Source organism: Streptomyces sp. SudanB5_2050, assembly GCF_964272335.1.
Classification (GTDB): Bacteria; Actinomycetota; Actinomycetes; order Streptomycetales; family Streptomycetaceae; genus Streptomyces; species Streptomyces rochei.
Genome location: NZ_OZ186760.1, coordinates 5,896,592 through 5,916,777 on the forward strand (window position 1 = coordinate 5,896,592; position 20,186 = coordinate 5,916,777).

Consider the following 20,186-nt stretch of genomic DNA (forward strand, 5'->3'; position numbering starts at 1 on the left):
GGTCCCGCCCGGCCGCGTACGGGGCCTCAGCCCAGGTCCGCCGGTGCCGTCCGGCCGTCCTGGGCGGGAGGCGACGCGGAGGGGACGGGGGCGGGACACCGGGCGGGGTCGCGGTCCGCGAGGCGGCGGGTCAGGAGGAGCAGCGGCTGGGTGAACAGGGTGGTGGCGAGCGCCATGAAGACCAGCACCGTGTACAGCTGAGGGCTCAGCAGCCCCGCCTGGAGGCCCGCGTCGAGGGCGATCAGCTCGGTGAGGCCGCGGGCGCTGAGCAGCACACCGACGGTCCGCGCCTCGTGCCGGTCCAGCCCGCCCAGCCGGGCGGCGAGCGTCCCGCTGCCGATCTTGGTGACGACCGCCAGCACCGTGACCGCCAGCAGCACGGCCCAGCCCGTGCCGTCCATGCTGTTCAGCGCCACCGACTGGCCCGAGACCACGAAGAAGAACGGCAGCAGCAGCGAGCTGACGTCGTGCAACGGCCGCAGCAGATCGGGGTCGAGGGTGCCGCCCTCCTCACGGGGGACCACGACCCCGGCGAGCAGCGCGCCGAAGATCACGTGCAGTCCGAGGGAGTGCGTCACCCACGCCGAACCGAGGGCGAAGCCGATGAGCAGCGCCAGCCGCAGGGAGGGCTCCAGTCGCGTCCGCCACAGCAGACGGCGGAGCAACGGCCGGGCGGCGAGCACCATCACGGTGACGAAACCGACGGCCAGCACCACCCGCCACGGCCAGTCCAGAGCCGCGCCGTCGCCCCCGCCGTCCATCAGAGCGCCGGCCAGCACCGTCCAGCAGACCGCGTCCAGCACGCCGGCCGCGGACACCGCGACCACCCCGGGCACCGACCGGGACAGCCCGTTCTCCCGCACGATGGCGGTCAGCACGGGGACCGCCGTTATCGACAGGGCGATCCCGGCGAACACCACCATGGCCGGGGACGGGTCGCGCGGCATGCCCAGCTCGTGCAGCTGCTCCCGGAAGAGCAGCGCGCCCCCGCAGCCCACCGCCATCGGCACCACGAACGAGGCCAGGGCCACGGTCAGCGAGGTGCGGGCACGGTCGCCGAGGATCTTCAGATCCAGCTCGTAGCCCACCGCGAACAGGAAGACCACCAGCGCGAGCTGCGCGAAGCCGGTCAGCGCCGGCCCGATCGCGGCCGGGAACAGCGTGGCGTACGCCTCCGGTGCCAGCGAGCCGAGCAGCGAGGGGCCGAGCGCGATGCCCGCCGACAACTGGCCCACGATGTAGGGCTGCTTCAGCCTCCGGGCCAGCCAGCCCGCCGCGTGCGCCGCCACCAGAACGAGGGCCGAGGCCCCCACGAAGTGCGTGATCAGCGAGTCAGGGCTCATCCTGTCCCCCCGTTGGTCCGGTGGCCGACCGGCCCGCAGACGTGTCCGACGGCCCGCCGTTCGGCGGCCCCGTGTTCGAAGCGTTCCCATGCCGACGCCTCAACTTGCCTAGAATAAAAACGATCTGACGCGCCATCGGAAGTCGTACGCGGGTTTTTCACCAGGGTCACGGGGGGCACATGACGGCGGTCGTCTTCATCCACGGCACGGGAGTGCGCGAACCGGGCTTCTCTGCGCTCGCGGGGCGCTTCGCCGCCGGAGTGAGCGCACTGCGCGGCGGGCTGCGCGTCGTGCCGTACTACTGGGGCGGCGCGCACGGTGCCGCGCTGGCCGCCGGCGGGGCGAGCCTGCCCCCCGCCACCGGCACCGGCCGGGGCCCGCTCGCCCCGGGCCCGGGGGACGACGACACCGCCGACTGGGCGGTCCTCTACGCCGATCCCTACGCCGAACTGGCGCTCGCCGCCGCCGGGTCGGCCCCGGCCGAGGAACTTCCCCCCGGCTCCGTGCCGCCCGACCTGCGCGTCCGTGCCCGGCTGGCCGACCTCCTCGCCGAGGGCGACGGCCCGGCGGCGGAGCTGGGGCCCGGCCTCGCCCGTGCCGTCGCGGACCTGGCGGCCCACCCGCTGCTCGCCCCCGCGGCCGCCTCCCTCGCCCCGGACGACCTCGCCGAGGTCGCCGCCCGCTGCCTCACCGCCCAGGTCGTCGCCGGCCTCCTCGACACGGACGCGCCCCTCGTGCCCGTCGGCGTCACCCGGGACGCCGTCGTCGGCCGGCTCGCCGCCGTCCTCGGGGCGTCCGCCCGCGGTGCGGAGCGCGGCGTGCGCTCGCTGGCACTGCGGGTCGCCTCCTCCGCCGCCTCCCGCGCCGTCGTACGCCGCCGCCGGGCCCTGACCGAGGCCGCCCACCCCGCCGCCGGGGACGTCCTGCGCTACCTCAGCCGAGGCGAGGCGGTCCGCGCCGGACTGCGCGCCCTGATCGCCGGACTCGAACCACCCGTCGCGATCGTCGCCCACAGCCTCGGCGGCATCATCGCCCTGGACACCCTGGTCCTCACCCCGCTGCCCCAGGTCCGGCTGCTGGTCACCGCCGGGTCCCAGGCCCCCTTCCTGTACGAGTCCGGGTCCCTGCCCTCCCTCGAACACCCCGCGCCCCTGCCGGCCCACGTCCCCGACTGGCTGAACCTCTACGACCCCCGGGACCTGCTCTCCTACCTGGGCGCCGGCCTCTTCCCCGGCCGGGTCACCGACATCGCCGTCGACAGCCGCCAGCCGTTCCCCGCCGCGCACAGCGCCTACTGGACCAACTCCGAGGTGTACCGGCACATCGGGGAGCGGCTCCCGTGACGGGCCCGGGGCCCGCCGCCGTCGACCCCGCCCGCGTCCACGCCCTGGTCGTCGGCGTCGAGACCTACGAGGCCGGGCCCGGCTGGGACCTGCCCGGCCCCGCCCGGGACGCCGTCCGCTTCCACCGCCTGCTGCGCGCCGCCGGCGTACCGGAGGCCAACATCCGCCTGCACCTGGCCCCGTTGCCGCCGTACGTCCCCGAGGTCCCGTACGCTCCCGCCGACCACGCCACGCTGCGCCGGCTGCTCGTACGCGAACTGCCCGCCGCCCGGGGGGACGTGCTCTGGGTCTGGTGGGGCGGGCACGGCGTCCTCGACCGGTCCGGGCACCTGAGGCTGTTCTGCGCGGACGCCGGCGTCGAGGACAAGCTGGGCATCGACCTGGACTCCGCGCTGGAACGCTACGCCGGGGACGCGGTGCCGGGCTTCGCGGACCAGTGGTGGCTGGTGGACGCCTGCGAGACCTTCGAGGAGGCGCTCGGCTTCCGGGAGCCGCTGCCGCCCGACGCGCTGCCCGTCGGCAGGCGGGGCACCGCGCACCGGCAGACCGTGCTGCGCGCCGCCGGCCGGGGCCGCGTCGCGGCGAACGATCCGGTACGGGCGACCGGCCTGTTCTCCGACGTCCTGCTCGCCCTGCTGGCCGGCCGATCGGCCGTGCTGCCCGCTCCGCCCGATGCGGAGGAACTGTTTCCGGCCGTGCGGGAGCGCATCGCCGCTCTCAGGGAGGCGGGCCGTACTCTGCAGTATCCCGAGATCCGGCTGCAGAGCCCCGAACGCACCGAGGTCCTCCTCCCCACGGCGCGCGGCGGACCGGAGCGGCCGGCCTCCCCGCTGCTGCGGGCCGTGGACGCGCTCCTCGCCTATCCGCTGATGAGCGACCCGGCCGAGCGGCAGACGGTGGTCGCCGCACTGGACCCGCGCTTCACCGGGACACTTCCCCGTCACACCAAGGCGCGCACCGACGCGACCGGCATCCTCAACTGGCTCGTCCGGCGCCGTCCGCAGGCGCTGTGGGAGCTGTACGACGCGGTCGTGGCCGTCGACGACGACCCGGCGCTCGGGCGCGAACTGGCCGAAGCGATCAGGGTTCTGGCGGAGTCCGCGGGACGAGCGCACCGGGGATGATGATCGGGTGGCGTGATCGTACGGTTTTCGACCTGCCCTCAAATGGCCATGATGGAAAGAGACACGGGGCATCGAGTGCCACCGTGCGAGAAGGGGGAGCACCTTGGACCAGCCGCCCGCTCTGCGCCATGCCGAAGCCGCGACCCGCGCACGGTCGGCCGCCCAGGGGCGCGCCGACGTCTGGGAGTCGGACCTGGCGGACGTCGCGGCCCTGCCCCTGACCGCCGTGGACGCCCTCGCACCGCTGCGCCCCACCGCCCGACTGCTCGAGGAGGTCCTGCGGGCCCGGGGCAGCATCAGAGGCGGCGGCGAGGGCGGCGGCGGGGGCGCCCGGGCCGAATAGCCGCCGGCACCCGTCCACGACAGAGCCGCACGTCCCGCCCGCACCCCGGCACCGGCCCAGGCACGCCGACGACACGACCCGACGAGACCGAGTGCCCGCCGGGGGTCCCCGCATGCCGCCCGACCGGAGGTCCCCGCCCATGACCAGCGAGCCGCGCACCACCCCGATCCGCGTACCGGACCGGCTCTTCGCGGAACTGGCCGCCGGAGGCGGGTCCGCGCAGGCCGTGGCCTTCCTGGAACGCGGCGAACGGGCGCGGCGGCTGCTCCTGCTGCGGACGCTGCTGGACCGGATGGCGGAGCTGTCCACGCCGCTGACGCCGGTCGCGGACGCCTGGGAGGTGGTCAAGGACGCCGCCGGACGCGACCCGGAGGCGGTCGACGGACTGCTGCTCGCGCCCACCACCGGGGCCTGGATCGCCCACATGCTGCGCCGGGTGCACGGCACCGCGACCGGGCCGCCGCTGTGGGCCGAGGCCGGACGGCTGAACGTCCTGGCCCTCACCGCCGCCCTGCTCGCCGGTACGGAGACGGCGCTCACCGTCCCGCTCGTCGACGGCGGCCTGCATCTGCCGGGCCTGGGCCGGCTCCGCCTCCCGGACGCACCGCCGGGCCCGTCCGTCGGCCTGGCGGTCGCGAGAGCCGGCGAGGTGACCCTGTCCGGCCCACCGCGGGACGGCGGCGCCCGGCCGACCGTGACGTGCCGACCGGCGTCCGTGCCGGTGGAGCCGCGGCCGGCCGGTCCCGGGGTCGCGCCGACGGTGGAGACCGCGCCGGGGGAGCCGGTGGCGTCCGCGCCGGGGGAGCCGGTTGCCGGCGGTTCCGGGGACGTCCGCGGCGGCCGGCCCGCGGGGGCCGCCGACGCGGGCCGGGCGCCCGGGGCGAGCGCCGCCGCGTCCGCCGCCGCGTCTGCCGCCGGGTCCGGGGAGGAGGGGCCCGACGGCCGACACCGCGTGCCGGTCCCGCCGACCGCCGCCGGGTCGGCCGGCTGGCTCCCGCTGCGCACCCTCACCCACCACGGCCCGGCCGGTCCCGTCGCCATCCCCCTCGACGACCTCGACCCCTACCGCGACCTCGACGACCCGGTCCCGCCCGCCCGGCTCGACGCCGAGGAGGCGGCCGAGTGGCAGCGGGTGTTCGACGGTGCCGTCGCGGTGCTCGCCGCGACCGGCGCCGACCAGGGCCCGGGGCGGCTCGACCCGGCTCTGATACGCGCCGTCGTGCCCTACGGACGCACCGCCGCCGTCCCGCCCGCCGCACCGACCGTCGCCGTCTCCGCGTCCAGCGGCGACTCCTTCGGCGCCATGCTCATCTCCCGCCCCGGCTCGGCGCTCGCCCTCGCCGAGACCCTCGTCCACGAGTTCCAGCACAGCAAGCTCGCCGCCCTGCTCCACCTCTTCCCTCTCCTCGACGACGACCGCGAGGAGCGCTACTACGCCCCCTGGCGCGCCGACCCCCGCCACCTCACCGGCCTGTTGCACGGCGCGTACGCCTTCACGGGCGTCGCCGGTTTCTGGCGCGACCGGCTGGCCGAGCCGGAACACGCCGAGGTCGCCGCCTACCACTTCGCGCTGCGCCGGCTCCAGAGCCGGCTGGTCGTGCGCACCCTGCGGACCAGCGCCCGGCTCACCGCGCCGGGGCGCCGCCTCGTCGTCGGCCTCGCCCGGACGCTGGACGGCTGGCTGCGCGTGCCCGTCGCGCCGGACGCGCTCAGACGGGCCCGTACGGCCGCCGCCCTGCACCGCACCCAGTGGCGGCTGCGCAACCTCGCCGCACCCGCCGCCCCGGACGGCACCCTCCGCTTCCGTCCGGACCGCGGCTTCTGGCCGGACACCCGCACCCACGCCTTCGCCGTCCGCCCCGCCGCCCCCCGGACCGCCGACGAGCACCTGGCCGCCGGCGACCCGGCCACCGCCCTGGACGGCTACGCCAAGGACCTGGCCCAGGACCCGGCCGACCCGCACGCGCTCTCCGGCTGGATCGTCGCCCGCGCGGCCCTGGACCCGGGCCGCGCCACCCGGCGCGCCCTGACCCGCCCGGAGCTGCACCGCACGGAGCCGCCCGGTCCGCAGCCGCACCGCCAGGAGCCGCCCGGCCCGAAGCCGCACCGTCCGAAGCCGCGCTCTTCACGGCCCGCCGGCTGACGGCGGAGTGAACAGAAGGACACGGGCCCGCGCGAAGCGGGGGTGAACAGGCGCCCGAATGGTCAGGATGGAGTCATGGGATTCCAAGTCGACTCCGAAGCCGGGCGGCTCACCCGCGTCATCCTGCACCGGCCGGATCTCGAGCTCAAAAGGCTCACCCCCAGCAACAAGGACGCCCTCCTCTTCGACGACGTGCTGTGGGTGCGCCGGGCGCGCGCCGAGCACGACGGGTTCGCCGACGTGCTCCGCGACCGCGGGGTGGCGGTGCACCTCTTCGGCGACCTGCTCGCCGAGACCCTGGACGTCCCGGCCGCCCGCCGGCTCGTCCTGGACCGGGTCTTCGACGAGAAGGAGTACGGAGTGCTGGCCACGGACCACCTCCGGGCCGCCTTCGAGACGCTGCCCGCCCGGGAACTCGCCGAGGCCCTGGTCGGCGGCATGACCAAGCGGGAGTACCTGGAGGCGCACCCGGAGCCCACCTCCGTGCGCTTCCACGCCATGGAGCTGGACGACTTCCTGCTCGGACCGCTGCCCAACCACCTCTTCACCCGGGACACCTCGGCCTGGATCTACGACGGCGTCTCCATCAACGCCATGCGCTGGCCCGCCCGGCAGCGCGAGACGGTGCACTTCGAGGCGATCTACCGGCACCACCCCCTCTTCCGTGACGAGACCTTCCACCTCTGGTCCGAGGGCCAGGCCGACTACCCCTCCACCATCGAGGGCGGCGACGTCCTCGTCATCGGCAACGGCGCCGTCCTCATCGGCATGAGCGAGCGGACCACGCCCCAGGCCGTCGAGATGCTCGCGCACAAGCTGTTCGCGGCGGGCTCCGCCCGCACCATCGTGGCGCTGGACATGCCCAAGCGCCGGGCCTTCATGCACCTGGACACCGTGATGACGATGGTCGACGGCGACACCTTCACCCAGTACGCCGGTCTCGGGATGCTCCGCTCCTACACCATCGAACCGGGTGCCGCGGACAAGGAGCTGAAGGTCACCGACCACCCGCCGGAGCACATGCACCGCGCGATCGCCGCGGGCCTCGGACTCAGCGAGATCCGCGTGCTGACCGCGACCCAGGACGTCCACGCCGCCGAGCGCGAGCAGTGGGACGACGGCTGCAATGTGCTCGCCGTCGAGCCGGGCGTCGTCGTCGCCTACGAGCGGAACTCCACCACCAACACCCATCTGCGCAAGCAGGGCATCGAGGTGATCGAGATCCCGGGCAGCGAACTGGGCCGGGGCAGGGGCGGACCGCGCTGCATGAGCTGCCCGGTGGAACGGCAGCCCGTATAAGAATTCAATCTCTCGTATACTGTTCCATTGAGTCCCGTCCCCGTACCTCTGGAGCACCTCATGGCGACAGTCCCGCTCGCCCTCACCGGCCGCCACTTCCTCAAGGAGCTCGACTTCACCGCCCAGGAGTTCCGCGGTCTCGTCGAGCTGGCCGCGGAGCTGAAGGCGGCCAAGCGGGCCGGGACCGAGACGCGGCACCTCCAGGGCAAGAACATCGCGCTGATCTTCGAGAAGACCTCGACGCGCACCCGGTGCGCGTTCGAGGTCGCCGCCGCCGACCAGGGTGCCTCCACGACGTATCTCGACCCGTCCGGCTCGCAGATCGGGCACAAGGAGTCCGTGAAGGACACCGCACGCGTCCTCGGTCGCATGTTCGACGGGATCGAGTACCGGGGCGACAGCCAGCAGAAGGTCGAGGAGCTGGCCGCCTTCGCCGGCGTCCCCGTCTACAACGGCCTGACCGACGACTGGCACCCCACCCAGATGCTCGCCGACGTGCTCACCATGACCGAGCACAGCGACAAGCCGCTGGACGGGATCACCTTCGCCTACCTCGGCGACGCCCGCTTCAACATGGGCAACTCCTACCTGGTCACCGGCGCGCTGCTCGGCATGGACGTGCGCATCGTCGCCCCCAAGGCCTACTGGCCCGCCCAGGAGGTCGTCGACCGGGCGAGGGAGCTGGCCGAGTCGAGCGGGGCGCGCATCACCCTCACCGAGGCCGTGGACGAGGGCGTGCGCGGCGCCGACTTCGTCGTCACCGACGTCTGGGTCTCCATGGGCGAGCCCAAGGAGGTCTGGGCGGAGCGGATCGAGGCGCTGGCCCCGTACGCGGTGACCATGGACGTCCTGCGCGCCACCGGCAACCCGGACGTGAAGTTCCTGCACTGCCTGCCCGCCTTCCACGACCTGGGCACCAAGGTCGGCCAGGAGATCTTCGAGGCCCACGGGCTCGACTCCCTGGAGGTCACGGACGAGGTCTTCGAGTCCGCGCACTCGGTCGTCTTCGACGAGGCGGAGAACCGGCTGCACACCATCAAGGCCGTCCTCGTCGCCACGCTGGCCTGACCAGGACCGTTATTCTGACCGGCGGCCCCGGAGCCACCCCTTCCGGTGCCGCCGGCCGCGACTACCGTCGCGCCCCCCGCACCACCAGAAACGAGCACCACCCGCAATGCCCGCTTCCCGCATCAAGTCCCCCCACCTCCTGGTGGCCGAATCCGGCGCCGACCGTGAAGGCCACGGGCTCAAGCGCACGATGGGCCTGTTCCAGCTCGTCTGCTTCGGTGTCGGCGCCATCGTCGGCACCGGTATCTTCGTCGGGCTCTCCGACTCGGTCGCCGAGGCCGGCCCCGCCGTCGTCGTCTCCTTCGTGCTCGCCGCGATCACCTGCGTCTTCACCGCCTTCGCCTTCGCCGAGCTGGGCGGCGCGATCCCGGTCTCCGGCTCCTCGTACTCCTTCGCCTACGCCGGACTCGGGGAGCGCACCGCCTTCCTGGTCGGCTGGTGCCTGCTCCTGGAGTACGGGGTCTCCGTCTCCGCGGTCGCCGTCGGCTGGAGCCAGTACGTCAACGAACTGCTCGACAGCGTCCTGGGCGTCCAGCTCCCGCACGCGCTCTCCGCCGGCCCCGGCGACGGCGGCGCGGTCAACCTCCCCGCGGTGATCGTGATCGCCCTGGCCTGCGTGCTCCTGGTGCGCGGCGTACGGGAGAGCGCCCGCGCCACGGCCGCGATGGCCGTCCTCAAGCTGGCCGTCCTGATCGCCTTCTGCGCCATCGGCTTCTACGCCTTCGAGGACGGCAACCTCAGCCCGTTCTCCCCGGCCGGCCTCGGCGGCATCGGCGCCGGCACCACGGCCGCCTTCTTCTCGTACATCGGCTTCGACGCGATCACCACGGCCGGCGAGGAGGCCAAGAACCCGCGCCGGGACATCCCCGTCGCCATCCTGGTCTGCATCGGCCTGGTCACCCTGCTGTACTGCGCGGTCGCCGTCGCCGCGATCGGCGCCGTGGGCGGCGACACGGTCGGCGACCGCCCCGCCGCGCTGTCCTACGTCGTCAACCAGGTCACCGGCTCCACCATCGGCGGCGGCGTGGTCGCCTTCGGCGCGGTCGTCGCCATCGCCTCGGTGGTGCTCGCCGTGATGTACGGCCAGACCCGCATCCTGATGTCCATGTCCCGGGACGGCCTGATCCCGCGCGTCTTCGAGAAGGTCTCGCCGCGCACCGCGACCCCGGTCGCCGGCACGCTCATCGTCGGCGTGGTCTTCGCCCTGCCCGCGGCCTTCGCCCCGCTCGACGCGGTGGTCAACCTCTGCACCATCGGCACGCTGGCCACCATGGCCGCCGTCAACGTCGCGGTGATCGCGCTGCGCCGCCGCGAGCCGGGTCTCGCCCGCACCTTCCGCGTGCCCCTGTACCCGCTGACCCCGCTGCTCGGCGTCGCCTTCTGCCTGTACCTGATCTACGAGACGGGCGCGGCGACCTGGCTCCAGTTCGCGGTCTTCCTCGCGGTGGGCCTGCTGGTGTACGCCGCCTACGGGCGCCGGCACTCCCGCCTGGCCCGGACGGAGGCGGACCTCACTCCGCGGGACCCCGCTGAGCGGGTATCGCGGGAAGCCTGAACCAGACCGCCTTGCCCGCCCCGGTGGGCCGGTGACCGCAGGACGAGCTGAGGGCGCGGATCAGCAGCAGGCCGCGCCCGTGCTCCTGCCAGGGATCGGGCGGCTCCATGCCCGGCCGGGTGAGGTCGCCGGGCGGCGACGGGTCCGGGTCGTGGACCTCCACCTGGCAGCTGGTCGGCAGCAGCTCCACGACCAGCTCGATCGGCGATCCGCCCGCGGTGTGCTCGACGGCGTTCGCCACCAGCTCGGCCGTGAGCAGCTCCGCCGTGTCGCCGTCGGCCGTGTGCTCCAGCTCGGCCAGCGCCGTGCGCACCAGGGCGCGGGCCACCGGCACGGCCGCGGCGGAGTGCGGCAGCGCGATGCGCCAGGAGGCGGGGGCGGAAGGGTGATCGTGCACGGCGGGTCCGTTTCGTGGAGCAGGCGGTCCTGTCCTGCTTTCAACCTTATGCATGGTACGGCGCCCCCGGCAGAGCCGTTCGACGGGCACCGCGCGGGACCTTCGGCCCGGCGCACACGGGCCCGACGCATCTATCGCGCACCCGTGACGACAGTCACAGAACGGTGATAACTTCGAGTGTCATGAGTCCCTTCACCGGCTCCGCCGCCCCCACCTCCGACTGGCGGCACCTGCGCGTCGACCTCACCGACGGCGTCGCCACCGTCACCCTCGCCCGCCCCGACAAGCTCAACGCGCTCACCTTCGAGGCCTACGCCGACCTGCGCGACCTGCTCGCCGAGCTGTCCCGGGAGCGGTCCGTGCGGGCGCTGGTGCTGGCGGGGGAGGGGCGCGGCTTCTGCTCGGGCGGCGACGTCGACGAGATCATCGGCGCCACGCTCTCCATGGACACCGCCCAGCTCCTCGACTTCAACCGCATGACGGGCCAGGTGGTACGCGCGGTACGGGAGTGCCCGTTCCCGGTGATCGCCGCGCTGCACGGCGTCGCCGCCGGGGCGGGGGCGGTCCTCGCCCTCGCCGCCGACTTCCGCGTCGCCGACCCGTCCGCCCGCTTCGCCTTCCTCTTCACCCGCGTCGGCCTCTCCGGCGGCGACATGGGCGCGGCCTACCTGCTGCCGAGGGTGGTGGGCCTGGGCCACGCCACCCGGCTGCTGATGCTCGGCGACGCCGTGCGGGCGCCGGAGGCCGAGCGGATCGGCCTGATCAGCGAGCTGACCGACGAGGGCCGCGCCGACGAGGCCGCCCGGATGCTCGCCCGCCGCCTCGCCGACGGCCCGGCCCTCGCCCACGCCCAGACCAAGGCCCTCCTCACGGCAGAGCTGGACATGCCGCTCGCGGCAGCGGTGGAGCTGGACGCGTCGACCCAGGCCCTCCTGATGAACGGCGAGGACTACGCGGAGTTCCACGCGGCCTTCACGGAGAAGCGCCCCCCGAAGTGGCGTGGGAGGTAGGGCATGTCCTCGACTCAGGGGGGCCTGTCGGCCTCAGGGGCGCGGGGAACCGCGCGAGCGACCCCGACGACGCCGCACTCGCCCGCGACGGCACGCCACCCCCTGCGCACCGCGATCATCGGCGGAGGCCCCGGCGGCCTCTACACCGCCGTCCTCCTCAAACGCCTCGCCCCCGACCGCGAAGTCACCGTCTGGGAACGCAACGCCCCCGACGACACCTTCGGCTTCGGCGTCGTCCTCTCCGACGAGACCCTCGGCGGCATCGAACACGCCGACCCGGCGGTGTACGCGGCCCTCCAGGCCGACTTCGTCCGCTGGGACGACATCCACATCACCCACCGAGGCACCCGCCGGACCTCCACGGGACACGGCTTCGCCGCCCTCGGCCGCCGCCGCCTCCTGGAGATCCTGCACGACCGCTGCCGCGCCCTCGGCGTCGACCTGCGCTTCCGCGCCGAGGCCCCGCACCCCGACCGCCTGGCGCGGGAGTACGACCTCGTCGTGGCCGCCGACGGCGTGCACAGCACCACCCGCGCGACCTACCGCGACGCGTTCCGCCCCCGTCTCACCGCCCACCGCTGCCGCTACATCTGGCTGGCCGCCGACTTCGCCTTCGACGCCTTCCGCTTCGACATCGCCGAGACCGAACACGGCGTGATGCAGCTCCACGGCTACCCGTACGCGCCCGACGCCTCGACCGTCATCGTCGAGATGCGCGAGGAGGTCTGGAAGGCAGCCGGCTTCGACGAGCTGGACGAGGCCGAGTCCACCGCCCGCTGCGCCAAGATCTTCACCGACGCCCTCGGCGGCCGGCCGCTGAAGTCCAACAAGTCGGCGTGGACCACCTTCCGCACGGTCGTCAACGCACGCTGGTCCCACGGCAACGTCGTCCTGCTCGGCGACGCCGCCCACACCGCCCACTTCTCCATCGGCTCCGGCACCAAGCTCGCCGTGGAGGACGCCCTCGCGCTCGCCGCCTGCCTGGAGGAACAGCCCACCGTCGACGAGGCGCTCACCGCCTACGAGGAGGAGCGGCGCCCCGTCGTCGCCTCCACCCAGCGGGCGGCCAAGGCCAGCCTGGAATGGTTCGAGGACCTGTCCCGGTACCTGGACCAGCCGCCCCGCCGGTTCGCCTTCAACCTGCTCACCCGCAGCCGCCGCGTCACCCACGACAACCTGCGGCTGCGCGACCCCCGTTTCACCGAGTCCGTCGAGCGCGAGTTCGGCTGCCCGCCCGGGACGCCCCCGATGTTCACCCCGTTCCGGCTGCGCGGCCTGACCCTGCGCAACCGGGTCGTGGTCTCCCCGATGGACATGTACTCGGCCACCGACGGCGTCCCCGGCGACTTCCACCTGGTCCACCTGGGGGCGAGGGCCCTGGGCGGCGCCGGACTGGTGATGACCGAGATGGTGTGCGTCAGCGAGCAGGGCCGCATCACCCCCGGCTGCGCGGGCCTGTACACCGGACGCCAGGCCGAGGCGTGGCGGCGGATCACGGACTTCGTGCACGCGCAGGCGCCCGGCACCGCGATCGGCGTGCAGCTCGGGCACAGCGGCCGCAAGGGCTCGACCCGGCTGATGTGGGAGGGCATGGACGAACCGCTCCCCGAGGGCAACTGGCCCCTGGTGGCCCCCTCACCGCTGCCGTACAGACCGGGCGGCCAGGTCCCGCGCGAGCTGACCCGGGCGCAACTCACCGACGTACGCGAGCAGTTCACGGCCGCCGCCCACCGTGCCGCGCGGGTCGGGTTCGACCTGCTCGAACTGCACTGCGCCCACGGCTATCTGCTCTCCGGCTTCCTCTCCCCGCTCACCAACCGCCGCACCGACGCCTACGGCGGCTCACCGGAGAAGCGGCTCCGCTTCCCGCTGGAGGTCTTCGACGCCGTACGCGCCGTGTGGCCCGAGGACCGGCCCATGACCGTGCGCGTGTCCGCGACCGACTGGGCCGAGGGCGGCACGAGCCCCGAGGAGGCGGTGGCGATCGCCCGCGCCTTCGCCGCGCACGGCGCCGACGCCGTCGACGTGTCCACCGGGCAGGTGGTGGCCGACGAGCGGCCGGAGTTCGGGCGCTCCTACCAGGCTCCGTTCGCCGACCGCATCCGGCACGAGGCCGGTGTCCCGGTGATCGCCGTCGGCGCGATCTCCTCCTGGGACGACGTCAACTCGCTGATCCTGGCCGGCCGCGCCGACCTGTGCGCCCTCGCCCGTCCCCACCTCTACGACCCGCACTGGACGCTCCACGCGGCGGCCGAGCAGGGTTACGAGGGGCCCGGTGTCGTCTGGCCGGCCCCCTACCGGGCGGGCAGCCGCCGCCCGGTGACCGGCCGCACCGACGGTCCCCGGCCCAGGCTCACGCTCCACGCCGGGCGTCAGGACGTGTAGCCCCAGGCCGCGCTGACCGGACGCAGCGGCTCGGCGATCTCGTCCTCGCCGGGCAGCGCGCGGCCCGGCTGGACGGTGCCGGTGCGGATGTTGTCCCGCCAGTCACCGAGGCCCCGGACCAGCTCGCCGTCGCTCCTGCGGCCGTAGTCGAGCATGGCCGGGTCGTAGTCGACGCCGAGGTACCCGCACAGGCGGCGCATCTCCCGCTCGGGGTCGGCGGTGATGTCCTCGTAGCGCACGGTGCAGCCGTCGGCGTGGTCCGTGCGGGCCTTCTCGACGGCCCGCACGTAGGGCAGCACGTCGCCGACGGCCTTGTCGTACGGCCGTTTGACGGGGTCGCTCTCGTGCCAGGAGCGGGCGATCGACTCGGGGTGGCGCAGCAGGAAGACGAAGCGCGCGTCGGGCCAGCAGTCCCTGAGCCGCTGGAACATGTACACGTTGGCCGGGGTCTTCTCCACGACGAAGTCCTTGCCGGACCTGGTCAGCTCCCGGTGCATGACGCGGTCCCAGAGCAGATGCTCCAGGTCACCGCGCTCCAGGCCGAGCGTGCTCATCGCCCGCTGGGAGAACCAGTTGGTGCAGTCGACCCGCATCCGGCCCAGGTGCAGCTCGTGCGGGGCGTGCAGCCGGGGGTGGGCGCCCAGCATCATCCGCAGCAGCGTCGAGCCGGAGCGGATGGAGGAGATGATGAAGACCGGCTGCCGCAGCAGCCGCTCGGTCGACAGCTCCGCGGGCGGCGGACATCGGTAGGGGGCCGCGGGCCGTTCGGCGGACCGGGGAGCGCAGGGCTCCTTCCTCCCCTTCGTCGTCCGGGGAGCCCTCCGCACCTGGAGACCGGTGGTGGCGGTGAGGGCCCGATTCAAGTGGCGTGCGAGGCTCATGCGTCCGCACGGTAGGTGACGAATCTGAGAAGAGGATCTGAGGAGGCTGAGGGTTCCTTGACGGCCGGAAAGTGTGGCGGGGATCACTCGCCGGTGTCGGGGGCGCGCCGGCCGTCGAGGGCGGCGTAGAGCGCCCCCGTGTCGCGCAGCCGCTCGTGCAGGGCGCGGAAGACGGCCGCCGAGCGGGTGCCGGGCCAGTCCTCGGGCAGCAGGCGGGCGGGCAGCCCCGGATCGGTGTACGGCAGGTGGCGCCAGGAGTCCAGGGCGAGGAGGTAGTCCCGGTAGGCGTCCTCGGGCGGGGTGTCGTCCCGGTCCTCCCACGCGCGCAGCACGGGCGCCTGCCGGTCGAGGAACGCCTCGTGCTCCTTGGCGATCGCCGCCAGGTCCCACCAGCGGGCGACCGCGTCGGCGGTCGGGGTGAAGCCCAGGTGCTCGCCGCGGAAGAAGTCCACATAGGCGTCCAGACCCAGGCGGCCCAGCGCGTGCCGGGTCTCTTCGTACAGGCGGGCGGGGGCGATCCACACGCCGGGGGCCGCCGTGCCGAAGCCCAGCCCCGCGAGGCGGGAGCGCAGCACGTGCCGCTTCTGCCGCTGCGACTCCGGCACCGAGAACACCGCGAGCACCCAGCCCTCGTCCTCGCAGGGCGCCGTGGCGTAGATGCGCCGGTCGCCGTCCTCCATCAACTCCCGTGCCTCCGGCGAGAGCGCGTAGCCGGCCGCGCCCTCGGCCGTGCGGGCGGGCAGCAGCAGTCCGCGCCGCTTCAGCCGGGACACCGACGAGCGCACGGAGGGAGCGTCCACCCCGACCGCGGCCAGCAGCCGGATCAGCTCGGCGACGGGCACCGGCCCCGGCGCGAAGCGGCCGTACGCGCCGTAGAGCGTGACGATCAGGGACCTGGGGGCGTGCTGCGCGTGCTGGTCGGACACGTTGATCATCTTATGTCGTCGGCGTCACGCCCGGTCGCCGCGGGGACGGTCGGTTCGCGGCAGCAGCCGGTACCGCTGGAGCTTCCCCGTCGCCGTGCGCGGCAGCGCGTCCGTGAAGTGGATCTCGCGCGGGCACTTGTACGGCGCCAGCTCCGCCCTGAGGAAGGCCCGCAGCGCGTCGGCGTCCCGTTCGGCGCCCTTCCGCAGGACCGCGTGGGCCACCACCACCTGCCCGCGGCGCGCGTCGGGCCGCCCCACCACCGCCGCCTCCACCACGTCCGGGTGGCGCAGCAGGGCGTCCTCCACCTCGGGCCCGGCGATGTTGTACCCCGCGGAGATGATCATGTCGTCGGCGCGGGCGACGTACCGGAAGTACCCGTCGGGCTCGCGCACATAGGTGTCCCCGGTGATGTTCCAGCCGTCCCGCACGTACTCGCGCTGGCGCTCGTCGGCGAGGTAACGGCAGCCCACCGGGCCCCGCACCGCCAGCAGCCCCGGCTCCCCGTCGGGCACCGGCGCGCCGGTCCCGTCCTGCACGCGCGCCTGCCACCCCGGCACCGGGACGCCGGTCGTGCCGGGTCTGATGGCGTCGTCGGCCGCGGAGACGAAGATGTGCAGCAGTTCGGTGGCGCCGATGCCGTTGATGATCCGCAGGCCGGTGCGTTCGTGCCAGGACCGCCAGGTGGCCGCGGGCAGGTTCTCGCCCGCCGAGACGCAGCGCCTCAGGCTCGTCAGGTCGTACGCGTCCAGCTCGTCGAGCATCGCGCGGTACGCCGTCGGCGCGGTGAACAGCACCGACACCCGGTGCTCGGCGATGGCGGGCAGCAGTTGTCTGGGGCCCGCCTGTTCGAGCAGCAGGGCGCTCGCCCCCGCCCGCATCGGGAAGATCACCAGTCCGCCGAGACCGAAGGTGAAGCCGAGCGGCGGGCTGCCGGCGAAGAGGTCGTCCGGGCGCGGCCCGAGCACGTGCGTCGAGAAGGTGTCGGCGATGGCCAGCACGTCGCGGTGGAAGTGCATGCAGCCCTTGGGCCGGCCGGTGGTGCCCGAGGTGAACGCGATCAGCGCCACGTCGTCGGCCGCGGTGTCCGCGGCCGGGAACGGCGTGCCGGGCGCGGCGCCGGTCCGCGTGCCGCCCTCCTCGCCGGTCCGCGTGCCGCCCTCCTCGCCGGCCCGGGTGCCGTCCTCCGCGCGGGCCGACAGGTCGTCGGGCGCCTCCCCGCCGTACGCCGCGATCCGCAGCCCGGGCACCTCCGCCTTGGCGAGGTCGTCGACGGCCCGGACGTCGCACAGCGCGTGCCGCACCCGGGCGATCTCGCAGATCGCGCGCAACTCGTGCGGGCGCTGCTGGGCCAGCACGGTGACCGCCACCGCGCCCGCCTTCAGCACCGCCAGCCAGCAGGCCGCCAGCCAGGGGGTGGTGGGGCCGCGCAGCAGCACCCGGTTGCCCGGGACGACACCGAGGTCGCCGGTGAGGAGGTGGGCGAGGCGGTCGACCCGGGCCCGCAACCGTCCGTACGTCCAGTCGTCCCCGGACGCGGTGCGGAAGACCGGCCGGTCGTCGGGCGGGCCGGTGAGCAGCTCGGCCGCGCAGTTCAGCCGGGGCGGGTAGCGCAGCTCCGGCAGGTCGAAGCGCAGCTCGGGCCACTGGTCGGGGGGCGGCAGATGGTCGCGCGCGAAGGTGTCGACGTGGCCGGAGCGGTGCGGCTCCGTGCGGTGCGTCTGCGCCATGGCGGTTCGCCCCCTTTGTCGTGGTGGGCTCGCGCATCGAGCGTATCGTGTTGGTGACGACAGTCAACGGTGCGCGATAACCTCGGGCGTGGCCCGATGAGCGGGGTACGGGAGGCGACGGGCGCCGCCGGCAGGGCCGCAGCGGGGGACGTCGCAGGGGAAGGGACCGTCGATGACCGCATTCTCGCTCGAACCGGCACAACTCGCCTGGTGCGCCGAGCTGCGCGCCCTGGCCGCCGAACGGCTGCGGCCCCTCGCCGACAAGGGCGAACCGGGCCGTGTGAACCGCGCCCTCCTCGCCGAACTCGGCACCCTCGGCCTGCTGCCCCGCCTGTTCACCTCGGGCGCCCTCGACCTCTGCCTGATGCGCGAGTCCCTGGCGCACGCCTGCACGGAGGCCGAAACCGCCCTCGCCCTCCAGGGGCTGGGCGCCCACCCCGTGCACGCTCACGGCACCGAGGCCCAGCGCGCCCGCTGGCTCCCCCGGGTGAGTGACGGCACCGCGGTCGCCGCCTTCGCCCTCAGCGAGCCGGACGCCGGCTCGGACGCGGCGGCCCTGTCCCTCGCCGCGGAACCGGACGCGGAGCGGGCGGACACCGAGGCCCCCGGCCCCACCGCTCCGGCCGCCCTGACCGCCGACCGCGACGGCCCCTCCCGCTGGCGGCTCACCGGCGAGAAGTGCTGGATCTCCAACGCCCCCGAGGCCGACTTCTACACCGTCTTCGCCCGCACGACCCCCGGCGCCGGCGCCCGCGGCGTCACCGCCTTCCTGGTGCCCGCCGACCGCCCCGGCTTCACCGGCACCCCCCTCGACATGCTCTCCCCGCACCCCATCGGCGCCCTGGCCTTCGACGCCGTCCCCGTCACAGCCGACGACGTCCTCGGCGAGGCCGACCGGGGCTTCCGCGTCGCCATGGGCACCCTCAACCTGTTCCGTCCCAGCGTCGGCGCCTTCGCCGTCGGCATGGCGCAGGCGGCCCTCGACGCCACCCTCGCGCACACCACCGCCCGCACGGCCTTCGGCGGCCGACTGCGCGACCTGCAGACCGTCGCCCACCAGACCGCCGAGATGGCCCTGCGCACCGAGGCGGCCCGCCTGATGGTGTACGCGGCGGCCACGGCGTACGACGAGGGCGCACCGGACGTCCCCCGACGCTCCGCGATGGCGAAGCTCCTCGCCACCGAGACCGCCCAGTACGTCGTCGACCGCGCCGTCCAACTGCACGGCGCCCGCGCCCTGCGCCGCGGCCACCTCCTCGAACACCTCTACCGGGAGGTGCGCGCCCCGCGCGTCTACGAGGGAGCGAGCGAAGTGCAGCGCGGCATCATCGCCAAGGAGCTGTACCGCACCCTGGACGCCACGACCGAGGAGGCCGGGACATGACCGCCGAACGGCTGAACCCGCCCGAACTCTCCCCGCCCACCGGCTTCTCCCACGCCGTCGTCGCCACCGGCACCCGCGTCGTGTTCCTGGCCGGCCAGACCGCCCTCGACACCGACGGGCGGATCACCGGCGACACCCTCCCCGCCCAGTTCGAAGCGGCCCTCACCAACCTCCTCACCGCCCTGCGCGCCGCCGGCGGCACCCCCGCCGACCTCGCCCGCGTCACCGTCTACGCCACGGACGTCGCCGCCTACCGCGCCCACGCCGCCCGGCTCGGCCGCACCTGGCGCGAGCTGGCCGGCCGCGACTACCCGGCGATGGCGGTCGTGGAGGTCGTACGCCTGTGGGACGAGCGGGCGTTGGTGGAACTGGACGGGTTCGCCGTACTGCCGTAGCCGACCCGCGCCGCCTAGAGTGCGGCCATGCCGGACATCCGACTGACCGCGGGAACCATCGAGTACGAGGACACCGGCGGCGATGGCCCCGTCGTCGTCCTCCTCCACGGGCTCGTCCACGACGCCACCGTCTGGCGCAAGGTGATCGCCGACCTGCGCACCGACCACCGGGTGATCGCCCCGACCCTGCCCTACGGCGCCCACCGCCGCCCCCTGTCCCGGCCGCCCACACCGGACCTGGTCAACGAGCTGATCGCGGAGTTCCTCGAGCGCCTCGACCTCACCGGCGTCACCCTGGTCGAGAACGACTGCGGACGCGCCCAGACGGTGGCCGCCCGGCACCCGGAGCGGCTCGCGCGGCTGGCCCTGATCGCGTGCGAGGCGTTCGACAACTACCCGCCGGGGCTGCCCGGGAAGATGATCGGCGCCGCCTGCCGGGTGCCCGGGGGCGTGTCCCTGCTGGTCCGCGTGCTCGGGCTGAAGCCGCTGCGCCGGCTCCCCGTCGGCATCGGCGCGCTCACCAAGCGGCCGGTGCCGGACGCGGTCGTCGACGGCTGGCTGCGCCCGCTGCGCACCGACCCCGCCGTACGCCGCGACTTCCGGCACTACCACAGGCACGTGCGCCGCGGTGAACTGCTGGAGGCCGCCCAGGGGTTGCGGCGCTTCGACCGGCCCGCGCTCGTCGTCTGGGCCCTGGAGGACCTGATGATGCCCCGCGTCCACGGCCGGCGCCTGGCCGAACTGCTCCCCCAGGGGCGGCTGGTGGAGATCGAGGACACCAGGACACTGATCCCCGAGGACCAGCCGGAGCTGCTCGCCTCCCTGCTGCGGGAGTTCATCGCCGACACGCGCTGACCCCCTG

The 20,186-nt window shown here is 74.4% G+C and carries 17 protein-coding genes; 12 read left to right on the top strand and 5 right to left on the bottom strand.

Translation table 11 applies throughout. The features are described from left to right. Nucleotides 1–26: 26 nt before the first annotated feature. The gene (locus ACFZP7_RS26300) at nt 27–1,343 is read right to left on the bottom strand and encodes a cation:proton antiporter (protein WP_385636107.1); all 1,317 of its coding nucleotides are present in this window, start codon (nt 1,341–1,343) and stop codon (nt 27–29) included. A 179-nt stretch (nt 1,344–1,522) separates the two neighbouring features. Between ACFZP7_RS26300 and ACFZP7_RS26305 the strand changes: the two genes are divergently transcribed. The 7 genes from ACFZP7_RS26305 to ACFZP7_RS26335 all read left to right on the top strand — a co-directional run bounded on the left by ACFZP7_RS26305 (nt 1,523) and on the right by ACFZP7_RS26335 (nt 10,218). Continuing rightward, nucleotides 1,523–2,686 (top strand): hypothetical protein, encoded by a 1,164-nt coding sequence (locus ACFZP7_RS26305; RefSeq protein WP_192340476.1) that lies wholly within the window; start codon nt 1,523–1,525, stop codon nt 2,684–2,686. Beyond that, nucleotides 2,683–3,810 carry an effector-associated domain 2-containing protein gene (locus ACFZP7_RS26310; protein ID WP_109204327.1) on the top strand — a complete coding sequence of 376 codons (1,128 nt, stop codon included), beginning with the start codon at nt 2,683–2,685 and terminating at the stop codon, nt 3,808–3,810. The genes ACFZP7_RS26305 and ACFZP7_RS26310 overlap by 4 nt, the downstream gene beginning before the upstream one ends. A 103-nt stretch (nt 3,811–3,913) precedes the next feature. Then, the gene (locus ACFZP7_RS26315; RefSeq protein ID WP_019325903.1) at nt 3,914–4,153 is read left to right on the top strand and encodes a hypothetical protein; all 240 of its coding nucleotides are present in this window, start codon (nt 3,914–3,916) and stop codon (nt 4,151–4,153) included. Nucleotides 4,154–4,292: 139 nt separating this feature from the next. Continuing rightward, nucleotides 4,293–6,296 (top strand): aKG-HExxH-type peptide beta-hydroxylase, encoded by a 2,004-nt coding sequence (locus tag ACFZP7_RS26320; RefSeq protein WP_385636110.1) that lies wholly within the window; start codon nt 4,293–4,295, stop codon nt 6,294–6,296. A gap of 75 nt (nt 6,297–6,371) precedes the next feature. Continuing rightward, nucleotides 6,372–7,595, top strand: coding sequence for an arginine deiminase (locus ACFZP7_RS26325; protein ID WP_127441374.1), 1,224 nt, complete (start codon nt 6,372–6,374; stop codon nt 7,593–7,595). 60 nt (nt 7,596–7,655) lie between these two features. Next, nucleotides 7,656–8,663, top strand: a complete 1,008-nt coding sequence (gene argF / locus ACFZP7_RS26330) for an ornithine carbamoyltransferase (RefSeq protein WP_385636112.1) — start codon at nt 7,656–7,658, stop codon at nt 8,661–8,663. Nucleotides 8,664–8,769: 106 nt separating this feature from the next. Continuing rightward, nucleotides 8,770–10,218, top strand: coding sequence for an amino acid permease (locus ACFZP7_RS26335; protein WP_019325908.1), 1,449 nt, complete (start codon nt 8,770–8,772; stop codon nt 10,216–10,218). Here the strand turns inward: ACFZP7_RS26335 and ACFZP7_RS26340 are convergent. Next, complete coding sequence (locus ACFZP7_RS26340; protein WP_019325909.1) at nt 10,175–10,615, bottom strand: ATP-binding protein; 441 nt, start codon at nt 10,613–10,615, stop codon at nt 10,175–10,177. The genes ACFZP7_RS26335 and ACFZP7_RS26340 overlap by 44 nt on opposite strands. 182 nt (nt 10,616–10,797) lie before the next feature. On the opposite strand from ACFZP7_RS26340, the gene ACFZP7_RS26345 reads away from it, so the two are divergent. Next, the gene (locus tag ACFZP7_RS26345; RefSeq protein ID WP_030974569.1) at nt 10,798–11,625 is read left to right on the top strand and encodes an enoyl-CoA hydratase family protein; all 828 of its coding nucleotides are present in this window, start codon (nt 10,798–10,800) and stop codon (nt 11,623–11,625) included. 3 nt (nt 11,626–11,628) lie between these two features. Further along, nucleotides 11,629–14,010, top strand: a complete 2,382-nt coding sequence (locus tag ACFZP7_RS26350) for a bifunctional salicylyl-CoA 5-hydroxylase/oxidoreductase (RefSeq protein ID WP_385636115.1) — start codon at nt 11,629–11,631, stop codon at nt 14,008–14,010. Here ACFZP7_RS26350 and ACFZP7_RS26355 read toward each other — a convergent pair. The 3 genes from ACFZP7_RS26355 to ACFZP7_RS26365 all read right to left on the bottom strand — a co-directional run bounded on the left by ACFZP7_RS26355 (nt 13,998) and on the right by ACFZP7_RS26365 (nt 17,608). Continuing rightward, a complete protein-coding gene (locus tag ACFZP7_RS26355) occupies nt 13,998–14,891 on the bottom strand; it encodes a sulfotransferase family protein (protein ID WP_385636117.1) in 894 nt (297 codons plus the stop codon). The two genes, ACFZP7_RS26350 and ACFZP7_RS26355, sit on opposite strands and share 13 nt — an antisense overlap. Nucleotides 14,892–14,974: 83 nt before the next feature. After that, nucleotides 14,975–15,826, bottom strand: a complete 852-nt coding sequence (locus ACFZP7_RS26360) for a PaaX family transcriptional regulator C-terminal domain-containing protein (protein ID WP_385636120.1) — start codon at nt 15,824–15,826, stop codon at nt 14,975–14,977. A 15-nt stretch (nt 15,827–15,841) separates the two neighbouring features. After that, nucleotides 15,842–17,608 carry an AMP-binding protein gene (locus ACFZP7_RS26365; RefSeq protein WP_385638524.1) on the bottom strand — a complete coding sequence of 589 codons (1,767 nt, stop codon included), beginning with the start codon at nt 17,606–17,608 and terminating at the stop codon, nt 15,842–15,844. Between the two features lie 109 nt (nt 17,609–17,717). Between ACFZP7_RS26365 and ACFZP7_RS26370 the strand changes: the two genes are divergently transcribed. From ACFZP7_RS26370 to ACFZP7_RS26380, 3 genes are read left to right on the top strand one after another with little or no spacing between them, the layout of a single operon-like run. Beyond that, a complete protein-coding gene (locus ACFZP7_RS26370) occupies nt 17,718–18,929 on the top strand; it encodes an acyl-CoA dehydrogenase family protein (RefSeq protein ID WP_385636122.1) in 1,212 nt (403 codons plus the stop codon). Then, a complete protein-coding gene (locus ACFZP7_RS26375) occupies nt 18,926–19,324 on the top strand; it encodes a RidA family protein (protein ID WP_031015581.1) in 399 nt (132 codons plus the stop codon). The genes ACFZP7_RS26370 and ACFZP7_RS26375 overlap by 4 nt, the downstream gene beginning before the upstream one ends. A 27-nt stretch (nt 19,325–19,351) precedes the next feature. Beyond that, a complete protein-coding gene (locus tag ACFZP7_RS26380) occupies nt 19,352–20,179 on the top strand; it encodes an alpha/beta fold hydrolase (protein ID WP_385636125.1) in 828 nt (275 codons plus the stop codon). Nucleotides 20,180–20,186 lie beyond the last annotated feature (7 nt).